This window comes from Pseudomonas sp. B10(2017) (assembly GCF_002113295.1).
GTDB lineage: Bacteria > Pseudomonadota > Gammaproteobacteria > Pseudomonadales > Pseudomonadaceae > Aquipseudomonas > Aquipseudomonas pudica.
The window spans coordinates 370124-388094 of record NZ_NEJU01000002.1 but is presented as its reverse complement, the minus strand read 5'-3'; the positions used below and the strand labels follow the sequence as shown (position 1 = coordinate 388094).

11 protein-coding genes are annotated in these 17971 nt (G+C 64.3%); 4 read left to right on the top strand and 7 right to left on the bottom strand.

Annotation, left to right across the window (positions count from 1 at the left end; all coding sequences use genetic code 11):
* Positions 1 to 3 precede the first annotated feature (3 nt).
* Both CAF92_RS04390 and CAF92_RS04385 read right to left on the bottom strand, forming a co-directional pair.
* Positions 4 to 1611: a carboxyl transferase domain-containing protein gene (locus tag CAF92_RS04390; protein ID WP_046615628.1), complete on the bottom strand. Its 1608-nt coding sequence runs from the start codon at positions 1609 to 1611 to the stop codon at positions 4 to 6.
* A gap of 19 nt (positions 1612 to 1630) precedes the next feature.
* The gene (locus CAF92_RS04385; RefSeq protein ID WP_013973339.1) at positions 1631 to 2794 is read right to left on the bottom strand and encodes an isovaleryl-CoA dehydrogenase; all 1164 of its coding nucleotides are present in this window, start codon (positions 2792 to 2794) and stop codon (positions 1631 to 1633) included.
* 241 nt (positions 2795 to 3035) lie between these two features.
* On the opposite strand from CAF92_RS04385, the gene CAF92_RS04380 reads away from it, so the two are divergent.
* The gene (locus CAF92_RS04380; RefSeq protein ID WP_085599432.1) at positions 3036 to 4718 is read left to right on the top strand and encodes an AMP-binding protein; all 1683 of its coding nucleotides are present in this window, start codon (positions 3036 to 3038) and stop codon (positions 4716 to 4718) included.
* Between the two features lie 140 nt (positions 4719 to 4858).
* Here the strand turns inward: CAF92_RS04380 and CAF92_RS27425 are convergent, their stop codons facing one another.
* Positions 4859 to 5020, bottom strand: coding sequence for a hypothetical protein (locus tag CAF92_RS27425; RefSeq protein ID WP_173015129.1), 162 nt, complete (start codon positions 5018 to 5020; stop codon positions 4859 to 4861).
* Between the two features lie 140 nt (positions 5021 to 5160).
* Between CAF92_RS27425 and CAF92_RS04375 the strand changes: the two genes are divergently transcribed.
* The 3 genes from CAF92_RS04375 (at position 5161) to glgB (ending at position 12879) form a co-directional block, all read left to right on the top strand.
* Positions 5161 to 7179: an alpha-1,4-glucan--maltose-1-phosphate maltosyltransferase gene (locus CAF92_RS04375; protein WP_085599430.1), complete on the top strand. Its 2019-nt coding sequence runs from the start codon at positions 5161 to 5163 to the stop codon at positions 7177 to 7179.
* Between the two features lie 171 nt (positions 7180 to 7350).
* A complete protein-coding gene (gene treS, locus CAF92_RS04370) occupies positions 7351 to 10668 on the top strand; it encodes a maltose alpha-D-glucosyltransferase (protein WP_085599428.1) in 3318 nt (1105 codons plus the stop codon).
* Positions 10669 to 12879: a 1,4-alpha-glucan branching protein GlgB gene (glgB, locus tag CAF92_RS04365; RefSeq protein ID WP_085599426.1), complete on the top strand. Its 2211-nt coding sequence runs from the start codon at positions 10669 to 10671 to the stop codon at positions 12877 to 12879.
* Positions 12880 to 12996: 117 nt separating this feature from the next.
* On the opposite strand, the gene CAF92_RS04360 is transcribed toward glgB, so the two are convergent.
* From CAF92_RS04360 to CAF92_RS04345, 4 genes are all read right to left on the bottom strand, one after another.
* Complete coding sequence (locus CAF92_RS04360; RefSeq protein WP_085599424.1) at positions 12997 to 14073, bottom strand: autotransporter outer membrane beta-barrel domain-containing protein; 1077 nt, start codon at positions 14071 to 14073, stop codon at positions 12997 to 12999.
* Positions 14074 to 14373: 300 nt separating this feature from the next.
* Positions 14374 to 15183 (bottom strand): endonuclease/exonuclease/phosphatase family protein, encoded by an 810-nt coding sequence (locus CAF92_RS04355; protein WP_046615635.1) that lies wholly within the window; start codon positions 15181 to 15183, stop codon positions 14374 to 14376.
* Between the two features lie 183 nt (positions 15184 to 15366).
* A complete protein-coding gene (gene glgX, locus CAF92_RS04350; RefSeq protein ID WP_046615636.1) occupies positions 15367 to 17520 on the bottom strand; it encodes a glycogen debranching protein GlgX in 2154 nt (717 codons plus the stop codon).
* Between the two features lie 155 nt (positions 17521 to 17675).
* Positions 17676 to 17960 (bottom strand): DUF2934 domain-containing protein, encoded by a 285-nt coding sequence (locus CAF92_RS04345; protein ID WP_085599422.1) that lies wholly within the window; start codon positions 17958 to 17960, stop codon positions 17676 to 17678.
* Positions 17961 to 17971 lie beyond the last annotated feature (11 nt).

The window sequence follows — 17971 nt, the reverse complement described above, 5'->3', positions numbered from 1 at the left end:
GGGTCACATCCGGAAAATGCCGAAGCGGCTCTGTTCGATCGGTGCGTTCAGCGCTGCGGACAACGCCAGGCCGAGCACGTCGCGGGTCTGTGCCGGGTCGATGACACCGTCGTCCCACAGGCGGGCGCTGGAATAGTAGGGGTGGCCCTGGTGCTCGTACTGGTCAAGGATCGGCTGCTTGAGCCGGGCTTCGTCTTCCGCGCTGAACGGGTGACCACTGCGCTCGCTCTGTTCGCGCTTGACCTGGGCCAGCACGCCGGCGGCCTGTTCGGCCCCCATCACGCCAATCCGCGCGTTGGGCCACATCCACAGGAAGCGCGGGTCGTAGGCACGGCCGCACATGCCGTAGTTGCCGGCGCCGAAGCTGCCGCCGATGATCACCGTGAACTTCGGCACCTGGGCGCAAGCCACGGCAGTGACCAGTTTGGCGCCGTGCTTGGCGATGCCGCCTTCTTCGTACTTCTTGCCGACCATGAAGCCAGTGATGTTCTGCAGGAACAGCAGCGGGATGCCGCGCTGGCAGGCCAGCTCGATGAAGTGCGCGCCTTTTTGCGCGGCCTCGGCGAACAGGATGCCGTTGTTGGCGAGGATCGCCACCGGGTAGCCGTGCAGGTGGGCGAAGCCGCACACCAGGGTGGTACCGAACAGCGCCTTGAACTCGTCGAACACCGAGCCGTCGACCAGGCGCGCGATCACCTCGCGCACGTCGAACGGTTGCTTGGCATCGGCCGGCACCACGCCATACAGCTCATCGGCGGCATACAGCGGTGCCACCGGGGCCAGGCGCTGCAGCTTGCCCAGCTTGTGCCAGTTGAGGTTGGCCACGCTGCGTCGGGCCAGTGCCAGGGCGTGTTCGTCGTTGTCGGCATAGTGGTCGGCCACGCCGCTGGTGCGGCAGTGAACATCGGCACCGCCGAGGTCTTCGGCACTCACCACTTCACCGGTGGCGGCCTTTACCAAGGGTGGCCCGGCGAGGAAGATGGTCGCTTGCTGGCGCACCATGATCGCTTCGTCGGCCATCGCTGGCACGTAGGCACCGCCGGCGGTGCACGAGCCCATCACCACTGCAATCTGCGGAATGCCCAGCGCGCTCATGTTGGCCTGGTTGAAGAAGATCCGCCCGAAGTGCTCGCGGTCGGGGAACACTTCGTCCTGGCGTGGCAGGTTGGCGCCGCCAGAGTCCACCAGGTAGATGCACGGCAGGCGGTTCTGCAGGGCGATGGTCTGCGCACGCAGGTGCTTCTTCACCGTCAGCGGGTAGTAGGAACCGCCTTTTACCGTGGCGTCGTTGGCCACGATCATGCATTCCACGCCTTCGACGCGGCCGATGCCGGCGATCACGCCCGCAGCGGGCACGTCTTCGCCATATACCTCATGGGCAGCCAGTTGGCCGATTTCGAGGAACGGCGAGCCCGGGTCCAGCAGGCGGTCGATGCGCTCGCGCGGCAGCAGCTTGCCACGCGAAGTGTGCCGCTCCTGTGCCTTGGGCCCACCGCCCTGGGCCACTTGGGCGAGCAGGCCGCGCAGGGCCTGGACCTGTTCGAGCATGGCCGCGCTGTTGCTGGCGAACTCCGCCGAACGCGGGTTGATCTGGGTGTGCAAGGTAGCCATGTGCGCCCGTCCCTTGTGCTCAGCGGGTTTCGTTGAACAGTTCGCGGCCGATCAGCATCCGGCGGATTTCGCTGGTGCCGGCACCGATCTCGTACAGTTTGGCGTCGCGCAACAGGCGGCCGGCCGGGAATTCGTTGATATAGCCGTTGCCGCCGAGAATCTGGATCGCTTCCAGGGCCATTTGCGTGGCACGCTCGGCGGTGTACAGGATCACCCCGGCGGCGTCCTTGCGGGTGGTCTCGCCACGGTCGCAGGCCTGGGCCACGGCATACAGGTAGGCGCGGCTGGCGTTGAGCTGGGTGTACATGTCGGCGATCTTGCCCTGGATCAGCTGGAACTCGCCGATGCTCTGGCCGAACTGTTTGCGGTCGTGAATGTAAGGGACCACCAGATCCATGCAGCTTTGCATGATGCCGGTCGGGCCGCCGGACAGCACCACGCGCTCGTAGTCCAGGCCGCTCATCAGCACGCGCACGCCACCGTTGAGCTGGCCGAGGATGTTTTCTTCCGGCACTTCGACGCCATCGAAGAACAGCTCGCAGGTGTTGGAGCCACGCATGCCCAGCTTGTCGAACTTGTTGCTGCGGCTGAAGCCTTTCCAGTCACGCTCGACGATGAATGCGGTGATGCCGTGCGCGCCCTTTTCCAGGTCAGTCTTGGCGTAGATCACGTAGGTGTTGGCATCCGGGCCGTTGGTGATCCAGGTCTTGCTGCCGTTGAGCACGTAGTGGTCGCCGCGCTTTTCCGCGCGCAGTTTCATCGACACCACGTCGGAACCGGCATTGGGCTCGCTCATGGCCAGGGCGCCGATGTGCTCGCCGCTGATCAGCTTGGGCAGGTACTTGAGCTTCTGTTCGTGGCTGCCGTTGCGGTTGATCTGGTTGACGCAGAGGTTGGAGTGGGCACCGTAGGACAGGGCCACCGAGGCCGAGCCACGGCTGATTTCCTCCATCGACACCACGTGGGCCAGGTAGCCCAGGCCGGCACCGCCATATTCTTCCGGCACGGTGATGCCCAGCAGACCCATGTCACCGAACTTGCGCCACATGTCGGCAGGGAACAGGTTGTCGTGGTCGATTTGCGCGGCGCGCGGGGCCAGTTCGGCGGCGACGAAGGTGCGCACCTGGTCGCGCAGCATGTCGATGGTTTCGCCCAGGGCGAAGTTCAGGGTGGGGTAATGCATGCTGGGGCACCTTGTTGTTCTTGAAATTGGGTAACACCGTAGCTCAAGGGCTATCTACCGACCCTGTGGAGCGGGTCGGTGACACGCCGACAAACCCGATGTCGTTTTCACCTTTACGTTAACGTAAACCTGCAGATGCTCACTGTCAATCGGATCATCACCTTTACGTAAACGTAAATCTGCGCCAAAGTATTCCCGCTTGCTTCAGTCGTGCCCAGAACAACCACAAGAAGGGACACCCATGAGTCAACCAAGCTATACCCGCGGTCGCCAGGACCAAGCCTTGCTGACCCAGACCATCGGCCAGGCCTTCGACGCCACCGTGGCCCGTTGTGCCGACGGCGAGGCCCTGGTGTCGCGCCATCAGGGCCTGCGCTACAGCTGGCGGCAGTTGGCCGAGCAGGTCGAGGTGCATGCTCGTGCCCTGATGGCCCTGGGCGTGAACACCGGCGATCGGGTCGGCATCTGGTCGCCCAACTGCGCCCAGTGGTGCATCCTGCAGCTGGCCAGTGCCAAGGTCGGCGCGATTCTGGTCAACATCAACCCGGCCTACCGCGTGGGCGAGCTGGAATACGTGCTGCGCCAGTCCGGTTGCCGCTGGCTGGTATGTGCCGATGCCTTCAAGACGTCCGACTACCACGCCATGGTCCAGGAACTGGCGCCGGAGCTGGCCAGAGCCACCCCCGGTGAAATGGCCAGTGAACGCCTGCCCGACCTGCGTGGTGTGGTCAGCCTGGCCGCCAACCCGCCGGCAGGCTTCCTGCCTTGGCAAGCGCTGGCCGAGCGGGCAGGGCAGACCTCCGTCGAGGCTTATGCGAAGCGCCAGCAAAGCCTGCAGTTCGACCAGCCGGTGAACATCCAGTACACCTCCGGCACCACCGGCGCACCGAAGGGCGCCACGCTCAGCCACTACAACATACTCAACAACGGCTTCATGGTCGGCGAAAGCCTGGGCCTGACCGCACGCGACCGCATGGTGATCCCGGTGCCGCTGTACCACTGCTTCGGCATGGTCATGGCCAACCTGGGTTGCATCACCCATGGCAGCACCATGATCTACCCCAACGACGCCTTCGACGCCGAGCTCACCCTGCGCGCGGTGGCCGAAGAGCGCGCCAGCATTCTCTATGGCGTACCGACCATGTTCATCGCCATGCTCGACCACCCCGCCCGTGCGCAAATGGACCTGTCGACCCTGCGCAGCGGCATCATGGCCGGCGCCACCTGCCCGATCGAAGTGATGCGCCGGGTCATCGACCAGATGCACATGGCCGAAGTACAGATCGCCTACGGCATGACCGAAACCAGCCCGGTGTCGCTGCAGACCGGCCCGGACGACGACCTGGAACTGCGCGTGACCACCGTCGGCCGCACCCAGCCGCAGCTGGAAAACAAACTGGTGGACGCCGACGGCTGCATCGTCCCGCGCGGCGAGATCGGCGAGCTGTGTACCCGCGGCTACAGCGTGATGCTCGGCTACTGGGACAACCCCCAGGCCACGGCGGATGCCATCGACCCGGCCGGCTGGATGCACTCGGGCGACCTGGCGGTAATGGACGAGCACGGCTACGTACGCATCGTCGGGCGCAACAAGGACATGATCATTCGCGGCGGCGAGAACATCTACCCGCGTGAACTGGAAGAGTTCTTCTACACCCACCCGGCGGTGGCCGATGCGCAGGTGATCGGCATCCCGTGCAGCCGTTATGGCGAGGAGATCGTCGCCTGGATCAAGCTGCACCCTGGGCACAGCGCCACGGCCGAGGAATTGCAGGGCTGGTGCAAGGCGCGCATTGCACACTTCAAGGTGCCGCGGCATATCCGCTTTGTCGACGAGTACCCGATGACGGTGACTGGCAAGGTGCAGAAGTTCCGCATGCGGGAGATCAGCGTGGCGGAGATCTCGGTGGTTACTGCTGGTTGATGCATTGGCTGTTCCGGCCCTTTCGCGGGCACGCCCGCTCCCACAGGTATTTCACTGCCCTCGGGTTCTGTGAAATACCTGTGGGAGCGGGCGTGCCCGCGAAGAGGCCGGCCCTGCCAGCACAAGATCCTGGTCTACCCTTAAACCTTCACCGGTGGTTCCTGGCTCGGCGGGTCGCCCACCGTCGGCGGCACGGTCGGCTTGATCGGCAGCTCGTCCGGGTCTTCCTCCGGCACGGGCGGCGGCAGGCTCGGGTCGTCGATGTTGGGATCGGGAGTCTCCGGTGGAATGGGAATGTTCATGGCCTGACCTCGCTTGGGTGATTGAAGAGGTGCTGCAGGCTTCGACTCCTGGCAGCTGCCGTTCGCTCATTTTTTTTGAACCCCACGCCTGTGCCCGGCTCTGAACCCTTACCGCCACCAGCCTGAGGGAGCAAGGTCCGATGTCACGAAACGAGCCCTTCGAAAGCGTGCCCATGGCCAATGATCACCCGGACCAGGCCATCAGCCTGTCCCAGGCGCTGCTGGCGCCGCGCATCGTGATCGAAGACACCCAACCCGTGCTCGAAGCCGGCACCTTCGCCGTCAAGGCCATCAGTGGCCAACCGGTGGCGGTCAGCAGCAAGGTCTACAGCGACGGCCACGACCGCCTGGCAGTGATGCTCAACTGGCGTCAGGCCCACAGCCGGCGCTGGCATTGCGTGCCCATGCACTCGCCGGGCAACGACCTTTGGCTGGCCGAGTTCACTCCCACCGAACTGGGCCCGCACCTTTTCAGCATCGAGGCCTGGATCGACCCGTTCGCCACTTATTGCCACGACCTGGAGAAGAAATACCACGCCGGTGTCGAGGTGCGGCTGGAGCTGGAAGAAGGCCGATTGATGCTCGGCAAGGGCATCGAGTTGTGCAGCGGTGCCCTGCGCGAGGAGCTGCAGGCCTTGCAGCAGCGCCTGCTCACGCTGAATGCCGACGACCAGGTAGCGCTGTTTCTCGACCCCGCCACCGCCCGCCTGATGAGTGACGCCGAGCACCGCAGCTACCTGACCCGTAGCCGCGACTTCCCCGTCGATGTCGACCGCCCGGCAGCGCAGTTCGCCAGCTGGTACGAGCTGTTCCCGCGCTCGATCACCGACAGCCCCGAGCGCCACGGCACCTTCAATGATGTGCACGAGCGGCTGCCGATGATCCGCGACATGGGCTTCGACGTGCTGTACTTTCCGCCCATTCATCCCATCGGCATGCAGCACCGCAAGGGCCGCAACAACGCCCTCACGGCAGAGCCCGGCGACCCGGGCAGCCCGTATGCCATCGGCAGCGCGGAAGGCGGCCACGAGGCGATTCACCCGCAGCTGGGCAGCCGCGACGACTTCCGCCGCCTGGTGGCCGCGGCGGCCGAGCATGGCCTGGAAATCGCCCTCGACTTTGCCATCCAGTGCTCCCAGGACCACCCCTGGCTCAAGGAGCACCCCGGCTGGTTCAGCTGGCGACCGGACGGCACAATCCGCTATGCCGAGAACCCGCCCAAGAAGTACCAGGACATCGTCAACGTCGATTTCTACGCCCCCGAAGCCGTGCCCTCACTGTGGCTGGCCCTGCGCGACGTGGTGGTCGGCTGGGTCGAGGAGGGGGTGAAGACCTTCCGCGTCGACAACCCGCACACCAAGCCACTGCCATTCTGGCAATGGCTGATCGCCAACGTGCGCAGCCAGCACCCCGAGGTCATCTTCCTTGCCGAAGCCTTCACCAAGCCGGCGATGATGGCCCGCCTGGGCAAGGTCGGGTACGCGCAGAGCTATACCTATTTCACCTGGCGCAACCACAAACAGGAACTGCGCGAGTATTTCGAGCAGCTCAACCAGCCGCCATGGAGCCAGTGCTACCGGCCCAACTTCTTCGTCAACACCCCCGACATCAACCCGTACTTCCTGCACACCTCAGGGCGTGCCGGATTCCTCATCCGCGCGGCGCTGGCCACCATGGGGTCGGGCTTGTGGGGCATGTACTCGGGCTTTGAACTGTGCGAAGCGGCGGCCTTGCCGGGCAAGGAGGAGTACCTGGATTCGGAGAAGTACGAAATTCGCCCACGCGATTTCAGCCAACCCGGCAACATCATTGCCGAGATTGCCCAGCTCAACCGCATCCGCCGGCAGAACCGCGCCTTGCAGACCCACCTGGGCGTGGCGTTCTTCAACTGCTGGAACGACAACATCCTGTACTTCGCCAAGCGCACGCCCGAGCGCGACAACTACATCCTGGTGGCAATCAGCCTCGACCCGCACAACGCCCAGGAAGCGCATTTCGAGCTGCCGCTGTGGGAGCTGGGGCTGGATGACAACGCCGAAACCCTGGGGGAAGACCTGATGAACGGCCATCGCTGGTCGTGGTACGGCAAGACCCAATGGATGCGCATCGAACCCTGGCATCTGCCGTTCGGTATCTGGCGCATCGAAAAGGCCCGTTAGCAAGGTACACGCCATCCCCTGTGGGAGCGGGGTTACCCGCGAAGCAGGCGCCGCGGAGCATGGCACCGGCTTCGCCGGTGTTCGCGGGTAAACCCGCTCCCACAGGGATTGTGTCAAGTCAGTTGCTTGTGCATTGGGGCCAGAGCAACCTGGAATTGAAAGGAGTCGCACATGGCCAAGCGTTCCCGCCCGGCAGCCTTCATCGACGACCCGCTGTGGTACAAGGACGCCGTCATCTACCAGCTGCACATCAAGTCGTTCTTCGATTCGAACAACGACGGCATCGGCGATTTCGCTGGCCTGATCAGCAAGCTCGACTATATTGCCCAGCTTGGCGTCAACACCCTGTGGCTGCTGCCGTTCTATCCCTCGCCACGCCGCGACGATGGCTACGACATCGCCGAATACAAGGCCGTGCACCCCGACTACGGCAACCTTGCCGATGCCCGCCGCTTCATCGCCGAGGCGCACAAACGCGGGCTGCGGGTAATCACAGAGCTGGTCATCAACCACACCAGCGACCAGCACCCCTGGTTCCAGCGCGCCCGCCACGCCAAGCGCGGCAGCAAGGCACGGGACTTCTACGTGTGGTCGGATGACGACCAGAAGTACGACGGCACGCGCATCATCTTTCTCGACACCGAGAAGTCCAACTGGACCTGGGACCCGGTCGCCGGCCAGTACTTCTGGCACCGCTTCTACTCGCACCAGCCCGACCTCAACTTCGACAACCCGCAGGTGCTCAAGGCAGTGATCGGGGTGATGCGCTTCTGGCTGGACCTGGGTGTAGATGGCCTGCGCCTGGATGCCATCCCCTACCTGATCGAGCGTGACGGTACCAACAACGAGAACCTCGCCGAAACCCACGACGTGCTCAAGGCGATCCGCGCCGAAATCGACGCCAACTACCCCGACCGCATGCTGCTGGCCGAGGCCAACCAATGGCCCGAGGACACCCGCCCGTACTTCGGCGAAGGCGAGGGCGACGAATGCCACATGGCCTTCCACTTCCCGTTGATGCCACGCATGTACATGGCCCTGGCCATGGAGGACCGCTTCCCGATCACCGACATCCTGCGCCAGACACCGGAAATTCCCGCCAACTGCCAATGGGCGATCTTCCTGCGCAACCACGATGAGCTGACCCTGGAGATGGTCACCGACCGCGAGCGCGACTACCTGTGGAACTACTACGCCGAAGACCGTCGCGCCCGCATCAATCTGGGCATCCGCCGTCGCCTGGCGCCGTTGCTGCAGCGTGACCGCCGGCGCATCGAACTGCTCACCAGCCTGCTGCTGTCGATGCCCGGCACGCCCACCCTGTATTACGGCGACGAACTGGGCATGGGTGACAACATCTACCTGGGCGACCGTGACGGTGTGCGCACGCCCATGCAATGGTCGCCGGACCGCAACGGCGGTTTTTCCCGTGCCGACCCGCAGCGCCTGGTGCTGCCACCGATCATGGACCCGCTGTACGGTTACCAGACGGTCAACGTCGAAGCCCAGGCCAACGACCCGCACTCGCTGCTGAACTGGACCCGGCGCATGCTGGCGGTGCGCAAGCAGCAGAAGGCCTTCGGCCGCGGCAGCCTGCGTACCCTCACGCCTAACAACCGGCGCATCCTTGCCTATCTGCGCGAGTACACCGACGCCGATGGCAACAGCGAAGTCATCCTGTGCGTGGCCAACGTTTCCCGCGCCGCCCAGGCGGCTGAACTGGAATTGTCACAGTACGCCGACAAAGTACCGGTGGAGATGCTCGGCGGCAGCGCCTTCCCGCCAATCGGCCAACTGCCGTTCCTGCTGACCTTGCCACCCTACGCCTTCTACTGGTTCCTGCTGGCCAGCCATGACCGCATGCCCAGCTGGCACATCAAGGCCACCGAGGGGTTACCCGAATTGACCACACTGGTATTGCGCAAACGCCTGGAAGAACTGCTGGAGGCCCCCTCCAGCGATACCCTGCAAAGCACCGTTCTGCCCCAGTATCTGCCCAAGCGGCGCTGGTTCGCCGGCAAGGAAGGGCCGATCGACCAGGTGCGCCTGTGCTACGGCGTGCGTTTCGGCACGTCGACCACACCGGTGTTGCTCAGTGAAATCGAAGTGCTCAGCGACGGTGTGGCCAATCGCTACCAACTGCCGTTCGGCCTGCTGCCCGAAGAGCAGATCAACAGCGCACTGCCACAACAGCTGGCCCTGTCACGGGTGCGCCGAGCCCATCAGGTTGGCCTGATCACCGACGCCTTCGTCCTCGAGCCGTTCATCCGCGCGGTGCTGCGTGCCTGTGAGAATGGCATGCATCTACCGTGTGGCAACGGCGAGGGCGAGTTGCGTTTCGAAAGCACGCAGCAGTTGGCGGGCTTGGCGTTGAACGACGAAAGCAGCGTGCGCTATCTCAGCGCCGAGCAGTCCAACAGCTCGGTGGTGATCGGCGACCAGGTGGTGCTCAAGCTGATTCGACGGGTCAACCCGGGTGTGCACCCCGAGCTGGAAATGAGTGCCTACCTGACCGCCGCAGGCTTTGCCAACATATCGCCCCTGCTGGCCTGGGTCAGCCGGGTGGACGAGCAGGGTGCGCCACACCTGCTGATGATCGCCCAGGGCTACCTGAGCAACCAGGGTGACGCCTGGGCCTGGACCCAAAACACCCTGGAGCGGGCCATACGCGACCAGATGGAGCCCTCCAGCCTCGACGCCGATGCGCACACCGATGCATTGGCCGAGCTCACCGGCTTTGCCGCCTTGCTCGGCCAGCGCCTGGGCGAGATGCACCTGCTGCTGGCCGCACCGACCAATGACGAGGCCTTCCAGCCGCGCCCGAGCGATGCCGACGACAGCGAACGCTGGAGTGCGCAGATCAGCGCAGAGCTCACCCATGCCCTCGACCTGCTGGCCCAGCACCGCGACAGCCTCGACAGCGAAAGCCAGGCGCTGGTCGACGACTTGCAGCAACAGCGCGACGGCCTGGCCCAGCACATCGCCGAGCTGACCCGCCAGGCCCAGGGTGGCCTGCTGATGCGCGTGCATGGCGACCTGCACCTGGGCCAGGTGCTGGTGGTGCAGGGCGACGCCTACCTCATCGATTTTGAAGGTGAACCGGCCCGGCCGCTGCAAGAGCGTCGGGCAAAACACAGTCCGTACAAAGATGTCAGCGGCGTGCTGCGATCCTTCGACTATGCTGCTGCCATGATCTTGCGCAGCGCGTCTGCGGTCGACCTTTCCGACCCGGCGCGCCAAGCCCGGCAACGGGTTGCCAGGCAGTACCTGCACCAATCGCGGCATGCCTTTGTCGAAGCTTATGGCCTGGCCACCGCGGCCATGCCTCACGCCTGGCAACAGGCCGAGGGCGAGCGTGCCGCACTGGAGCTGTTCTGCCTGGAAAAAGCTGCCTACGAAATCACATACGAAGCCGAGAACCGTCCGAGCTGGCTGGCCGTGCCTTTGCATGGCCTGCATGGACTGATCAGTACCTGGGGAGAGTCATAGATGAATGCAACCACGCGTGAAAACGGCGGCCTTCGGCAACGGGACCTCGACGCCCTGGCCCGCGCCGAGCACGCCGATCCATTTGCGGTACTCGGCCCCCATGGCGACGGCGCGGGCGGGCAAGTGGTCCGCGCCTTCCTGCCCAACGCCCTGAATGTGCGCATACTGGCCCGACATGACGGGCGCATCCTCGCCGAAATGGAGCAGGGCAGCCTGCCGGGGTTGTTCACCGCGCACCTCGATGAGGCACACCCGTACCTGCTGCAGATCGGCTGGGCCGGTGGCGAGCAGGTCACCGAAGACCCCTACAGCTTCGGCCCGCAACTGGGCGACATGGACCTGTACCTGTTTGCCGAAGGCAACCACCGCGACCTGTCCGGGCGCTTCGGCGCCCAACCCATCCAGGTCGATGGCGTCGATGGCGTGTGTTTCTCGGTGTGGGCACCGAACGCCCGGCGCGTGTCGGTGGTCGGTGACTTCAACAACTGGGATGGCCGTCGCCACCCCATGCGCCTGCGCCACAGCGCCGGGGTGTGGGAGCTGTTCGTGCCGCGCCTGGGCGTGGGCGAAACCTACAAGTTCGAGGTGCTGGGCAAGGACGGCATACTGCCCCTGAAGGCCGACCCGCTGGCGCGCGCCACCGAACTGCCGCCGAGCACCGCTTCCAAGGTAGCGGGGCCGCTCAGCCACGCCTGGCAAGACCACGACTGGATGGCGCAACGCGCGCAGCGCCATGCCTACAGCGCGCCGCTGTCGATCTATGAACTGCACCCAGGGTCGTGGCGCTGCGAGCTGGATGAGGCGGGCGAGGTCGGGCGCTATTACAACTGGCGCGAGCTGGCCGAGCGCCTGGTGCCGTACGTTCAGGAACTGGGCTTCACCCACATCGAACTGCTGCCGATCATGGAGCATCCGTTCGGCGGCTCCTGGGGCTACCAGCCGCTGTCGCTGTTCGCGCCTACTTCGCGCTACGGCAGCGCTGAGGACTTCGCCGCCTTCATCGACGCCTGCCACCAGGGCGGCATTGGCGTGCTGCTCGATTGGGTGCCGGCGCATTTCCCCACCGACGAACATGGCCTGGCGCGTTTCGACGGCACCGCCCTGTACGAATACGACAACCCCCTGGAGGGCTACCACCAGGACTGGAACACGCTGATCTACAACCTTGGCCGCAACGAAGTGCGCGGCTTCATGATGGCTTCGGCGTTGCACTGGCTGAAGCACTTCCATATCGACGGCCTGCGCGTCGATGCGGTGGCTTCGATGCTGTACCGCGACTATTCGCGCAAGGCCGGCGAATGGGTGCCCAACCGCCACGGCGGGCGCGAGAATCTGGAGGCCATCGACTTCATCCGCCACCTCAACGGCGTGGCGGCCCACGAGGCCCCGGGTGCACTGATCATCGCCGAGGAATCCACCGCCTGGCCCGGCGTCAGCCAGCCGACCCAGCAGGGCGGCCTGGGCTTTGCCTACAAGTGGAACATGGGCTGGATGCACGACACCTTGCATTACATCCAGAACGACCCGGTGCACCGCACCTATCACCACAACGAGATGAGCTTCGGGCTGATCTATGCCTATTCCGAGCACTTCATCCTGCCCATCTCCCACGACGAAGTGGTGCACGGCAAGCATTCGCTGATCGACAAGATGCCCGGCGACCGCTGGCAGAAGTTCGCCAATCTGCGTGCCTACCTCACCTTCATGTGGGCGCATCCTGGCAAGAAGCTGCTGTTCATGGGCTGCGAGTTCGGCCAGTGGCGTGAGTGGGACCATGACGGCGAACTGGACTGGTACCTGCTGCAGTACCCTGAGCACCAGGGCGTACAGCGCCTGGTCGGCGACCTCAACCGCCTGTACCGCGAGGTGCCGGCATTGCACGAGCAGGATTGCCAGCCGCAGGGGTTCCAGTGGCTGATTGGTGACGATGCGCAGAACAGCGTGTATGCCTGGCTGCGCTGGAGCAGCAGTGGCGAGCCGGTGCTGGTGGTGGCCAACTTCACCCCGGTGCCGCGCGAGGGGTATCGCATCGGTGTGCCGTTCGGCGAGCGCTGGCAGGAGCTCTTGAACAGTGATGCAGAGCTGTATGCCGGGTCCAATGTCGGCAATCTGGGGGTGGTGCAGAGCGACGCGATTGCCAGCCATGGCCAGCCGCTGTCGCTGGCCCTGAACCTGCCGCCGCTGGGTGTGCTGGTGTTGAAACCGGTCTGATCTTCTGCCTGTACTGGCCTCTTCGCGGGCATGCCCGCTCCCACAGGTACGGCGCCAGCCTCTGGCCTTGTGCTATCCCTGTGGGAGCGGGCGTGCCCGCAAAAGGGCCGAACCTGCCTACCACCGCATCCGCACCCCAAGGCTGCCAATCAACCCGTTCAGATCATTGTCGTCCACATCACTGCTGTAATCGGCACTGACAAACAGCGCCACCGAGGGCGTCACCCGCGCCACCAGCCCCAGCCCCAGTTCCACCGTGGTCGAGTAGCGCGAGCTGGAGATCTTGTCGACCTGGTCCAGCTTCACCTCATCGGCATTGCTGAAGTCATACCACACGTTGGTCCGCACATAGGGTTCGATTGGCATGCCGCGTACTTCATAACGCCCGGACAGCCTGGCGCCGACCCTGCCGCTCCAGCTCGGCTGGCTGTCGAAGGCCTGCAAGGTCTCTTCCTGCGCCCGGCTGCCGGGGAAGAACTGCTGGTTGATCAACTGCGCCTGCGGCTCGATCACCCAGCCGCCACCCAGGCCGATGGGGATGCCGCCTTCCAGCGAGAAGGTCATCGCGTGGCCGCTGTCGTCCAGGCGCTGGCCGTTCTCGCCACGGCCATTGACGTCGATGCGCGAACCCATGGCCACGGCATCCAGGTGCCAGCCCTGTTCATGTGTCATGCTCCAGTACACCCCCAGGCTTTCACCGCTGAGGTTCACGGCGTTGCGTTGCTTGTCGCCCAGCAGCCGGCGCGTACCGTTGAAGTTGGTCTGCAGGTTGTTCTGCCCCACGAATATCCCCGCGCGGTGCACATTGCCCGCTGCAGTTTCACGCACGAACAGGTCCGGGCCGATCATCAGTTGCTGGCTGGGTGCCTCCAGCTGGTCCGGGGGCTGCGCGATACCGCGCGCAGTGGTGGGGAAGAACTGTGCCCACTGGCTGGCGACCAGATCCGGTGCAGGCTGCCCATGGCGCTCGCTCATCTTTTGCGAAAACGCGTTCAAAGTGCCGATACTCAAGCCACTGGCGCTGACCGGGTCGAGCGACAGCTGTGGTACTGCCGGTTGGTGCAGGAAACCGGGCGAGGTCGGGTCGCCCTGCAGTTCATACGCGATAGTTTCCACCGGGGTTGCCAGAAGCAGCGACGTGGAAACCGCGCAGAAAATGCTGTCGAAACGCAAGAGGTTCGAGGTTCTTTTCATGGCGGATCTCCTTTGTTTTTGTGTTACAGCCCGAGGACCTGGCCTGTTGTCACGAGCTGTACGGCAAAAACAGTGGGCGACCCAAACCAGCACGCCAGGCTTTCGCCAGCGCGCACGAAGGCGCGAGCTAGACGCCCGGCGCGAGATCTTTACTGCTTGATATGTTCAGCTAAGGAGAGGCGGCCGCTTGCGTCAAGAAAGTGTGAAGGAAGTGTTCAGGATGTGTGTGTTTGTTCAACGTGTTGAATCTTCTGATAAATCTGTCGGGTATAGCGGGGTTCGCTATTTGCCGTGGCATGGCTATGAAGAATGATTGCTAAGCCTGACTTCGACGGACAGCGGCAGATGGTCCGAAAGGTGCGACCAAGGTTTGTGCCCCAGAATCCGCGGCCCATGGCTTTCGGCGTTACGCAGGTAAACGCGGTCCAGACGCAACAGGGGCAGGCGCGCAGGATAGGTGCGGGCCAGGTGCCCGTGGTGGCGCTCGAAAGCCTCGTGCAGGTCGCGCTGCAGGTGCAGGGTACGGTTGCCATGGGTTTTCCAGTCGTTGAAATCGCCGGCGATGATCACCGGGGCGTCGGCAGGCAGAGATTCGAGCAGTTTGCGCAGCAGTTGCAGCTGCTTCTGGCGGTGGCTTTCCAGTAACGACAGGTGCACGCAGATGGCATGCACCTGGTGCTGGCCGGGCACGTCGAGGATGCAGTGCAGCAGACCACGTCGTTCGGGGCCAGTGATCGACACGTCGAGGTTGCGGTGTTCGATGATCGGGTATTTGGACAGCAGCGCGTTGCCGTGGTGGCCGTCGGGGTAGACCGCGTTGCGGCCGTAGGCGAAGTCGCTCCACATGCTGTCGGCGAGGAACTCGTACTGTGAAGTCTGCGGCCAGCCGGGGTAGCGCGCGGCGTGGCGGTCGTGGCTGCCGAGCACTTCCTGGAGGAAGACGATGTCGGCCTGGGTGCTGCGCACCGCCTCGCGCAGTTCTGGCAGGATGAAGCGCCGGTTGAAGGCGGTGAAGCCCTTGTGGGTATTCACCGTCAGCACCTGCAGCCGCTTCACGGCCGGGGCCTGGTTGATACTGGCGAAACCTTTACTGCCGGCTTCGGGGTTCACGGTTACTCCTCAATGGCGGGTGCATGGGTGTTGTATGTCCCGGCCCTATCGCCGGCAAGCCGGCTCCCACAGGTAACGCACAGGCCCGTCGGCCAGCGGATTACCTGTGGGAGCTGGCTTGCCGGCGATGAGGCCAGTACAGGCAACCGATACACAATGGGACCGACGAGGGTCCCCCGGGGTTCACTCCTCATCACGCTGCAACACCATCAGCAGCAACGATCGCCCCTTCACCTCGAAGGTGCTGTCGAACTGCAGATGCTGCCCCTTGCGCAGCTCTGGCCGGTCGGTATCGACCAGGCAGCTCCAGTAATCCCCTTCGGGCACGGTCGGCAACTTGAACGGCACGGTGTCATGATGGGCGTTGACGATCAGCAACACGGTGGCCTCGGCACCTGGCCGGGCAATGCCGCTGACCTGGGCGCGGCCATCGATCAGCATGCCCAGGCAGCGCCCGTGCGGGTCTTCCCATTGCTCCACGCTCATCTCGTTGCCGTCCGGTGCCAGCCAGGTCACATCCTTGACGCCGATCGCCTCATTGTAGTCGCCCACCAGGAAGCGCGAACGGCGCAGTACCGGGTAGGCCAGGCGCAGGCGGGTCAGGCGTTTGACGAAGGCCAGCAGCTCTTCGCCCTCCTGGTCCAGGTCCCAGTTCACCCAGCCGATCTCGCTGTCCTGGCAATAGGCATTGTTGTTGCCGTGCTGGGTGCGGCTGAACTCGTCACCAGCGACGATCATCGGCGTGCCCTGGGCCAGCAGCAGGGTAGCGAAATAGTTGCGCATCTGACGCATGCGCAGGGCATTCACGGCCGGGTCGTCGGTTGGCCCCTCGACACCGCAGTTCCACGACAGGTTGTTATCGGTGCCGTCCTGGTTGTTTTCGTCGTTGTCTTCGTTGTGCTTGTGGTTGTACGACACCAGGTCGCGCAAGGTGAAACCGTCGTGGGCGGTGACGAAGTTGACCGAGGCATAGGGGCGCCGGCCACGGTTGTTGAACATGTCCCCCGACGCGGTCATGCGCGAGGCAAAGTCGGCCAGTTGACCCTCGTCGCCTTTCCAGAAGGCCCGCACGGTGTCGCGGAAGCGGTCGTTCCACTCTGCCCAGCCCGGTGCGAAGTTGCCCACCTGGTAGCCGCCCGGGCCGCAGTCCCAGGGTTCGGCAATCAGCTTCACCTGGCTCAGCATCGGGTCCTGGCGGCAGGCGACGAGGAAGCCGTGGCGTTCGCTGTAGCCGTCGTGGTAGCGGCCAAGGATGGTCGCCAGGTCGAAGCGGAAGCCGTCCACGTGCATTTCGCCTGCCCAGTAGCGCAGCGAGTCGGTGACCAGCTGCAGCACGCAGGGGTGGCTCAGGTCCAGGGTGTTGCCGGTGCCGGAATCGTTGATGTAGTAACGCTTGTCGTCCGGCATCAGGCGGTAGTAGGAAGCGTTGTCGATGCCGCGCATCGATAACGTTGGGCCGCGCTCGTTGCCTTCGGCGGTATGGTTGTAGACCACGTCGAGGATCACCTCCAGCCCGGCATCGTGCAGGTGCGCGACCATTTCCTTGAATTCGGCGATCTTGCCGCTGGCCAGGTAGCGCGGGTGGGGGGCGAAGAAGGCGATGCTGTTGTAGCCCCAGTAGTTGTTCAGGCCCTTGTCCAGCAGGTGCTGGTCGTTGACGAAGGCGTGAATCGGCAGCAGCTCGATGCTGGAAACGCCCAGCTCCTTGATGTGCTTGAGCAACTCGTCATTGGCCAGGCCGGCGAAGGTGCCGCGCAGTTCTTCGGGTACCGCCGGGTGGCGCATGCTGATGCCACGGGTGTGGGCCTCGTAGATGATCGTGCGCTCCCAGGGGATCAGCACGCGCTGGTCGCGGCCCCAGGTAAAGGCAGGGTCGATCACCTTGCACTTGGGCACGAACGGCGCGCTGTCGCGCTCGTCGAACGACAGGTCGCCGTCGGGGTGGCCGATGGTGTAGCCGAACAGTGCTTCGGACCATTGAAGGCTGCCGACCAGTTGTTTGGCATAGGGGTCGATCAGCAGTTTGTTGGGGTTGAAGCGGTGGCCGTTTTCCGGCTCGTACGGGCCGTGCACGCGGTAGCCGTAGACCAGCCCTGGGTGCGCGTCGGGCAGGTAGCCGTGGTAGATCTCGTCGGTGTATTCGGGTAGCTCGATGCGTTCGATCTCGTGCTCGCCAGTGGAGTCGAACAGGCACAGCTCGACCTTGGTGGCGTTGGCCGAGAACAGGGCAAAGTTGACCCCAAGGCCATCCCATGTGGCGCCGAGGGGGAAGGGCAGGCCTTCGCGGATACGCGACGGGGCGACCGAGCGGGTTTTCTTCGGGGTGCGGGGGCTCATGGTGGTCCTCTAGTGGCCGTGGTGAAGGGGAGGGTTGTGTAGTCCTGTCCTGGCCCTATCGCCGGCAAGCCAGCTCCCACAAGGTCTCCACAGGTCTCAAAACCGGCGCTGTACTTTGGGGACCTGAGCTTGCCGGCGATAGGGCCAGGAAAGGCTTAACCGGCAGAAGGCTTTTTCACCGCCCGGGTCTTTTTCGCCACAGCTGGTTTAACCCCCGGCAGGGCAGCCACTTTGGGCTCGGCAGGCGCCTTCGGCTCAGCGGCTGCCTTGGGCTTGGCCGGGGCCCGCTTGCGCGGCGCCGCCTTGGGTGCCAGCGCCTCGGCTTCGGCCAGCTTGCGCGCCATGTCCCAATGACGTTCTTCCTGGCCGGCGGGCTTACCCTCGGATTCCCAGATCTGGTAGGCAAATTCGCGGATACGCTTTTCATCAACACTCATCATGACGCTCCTGA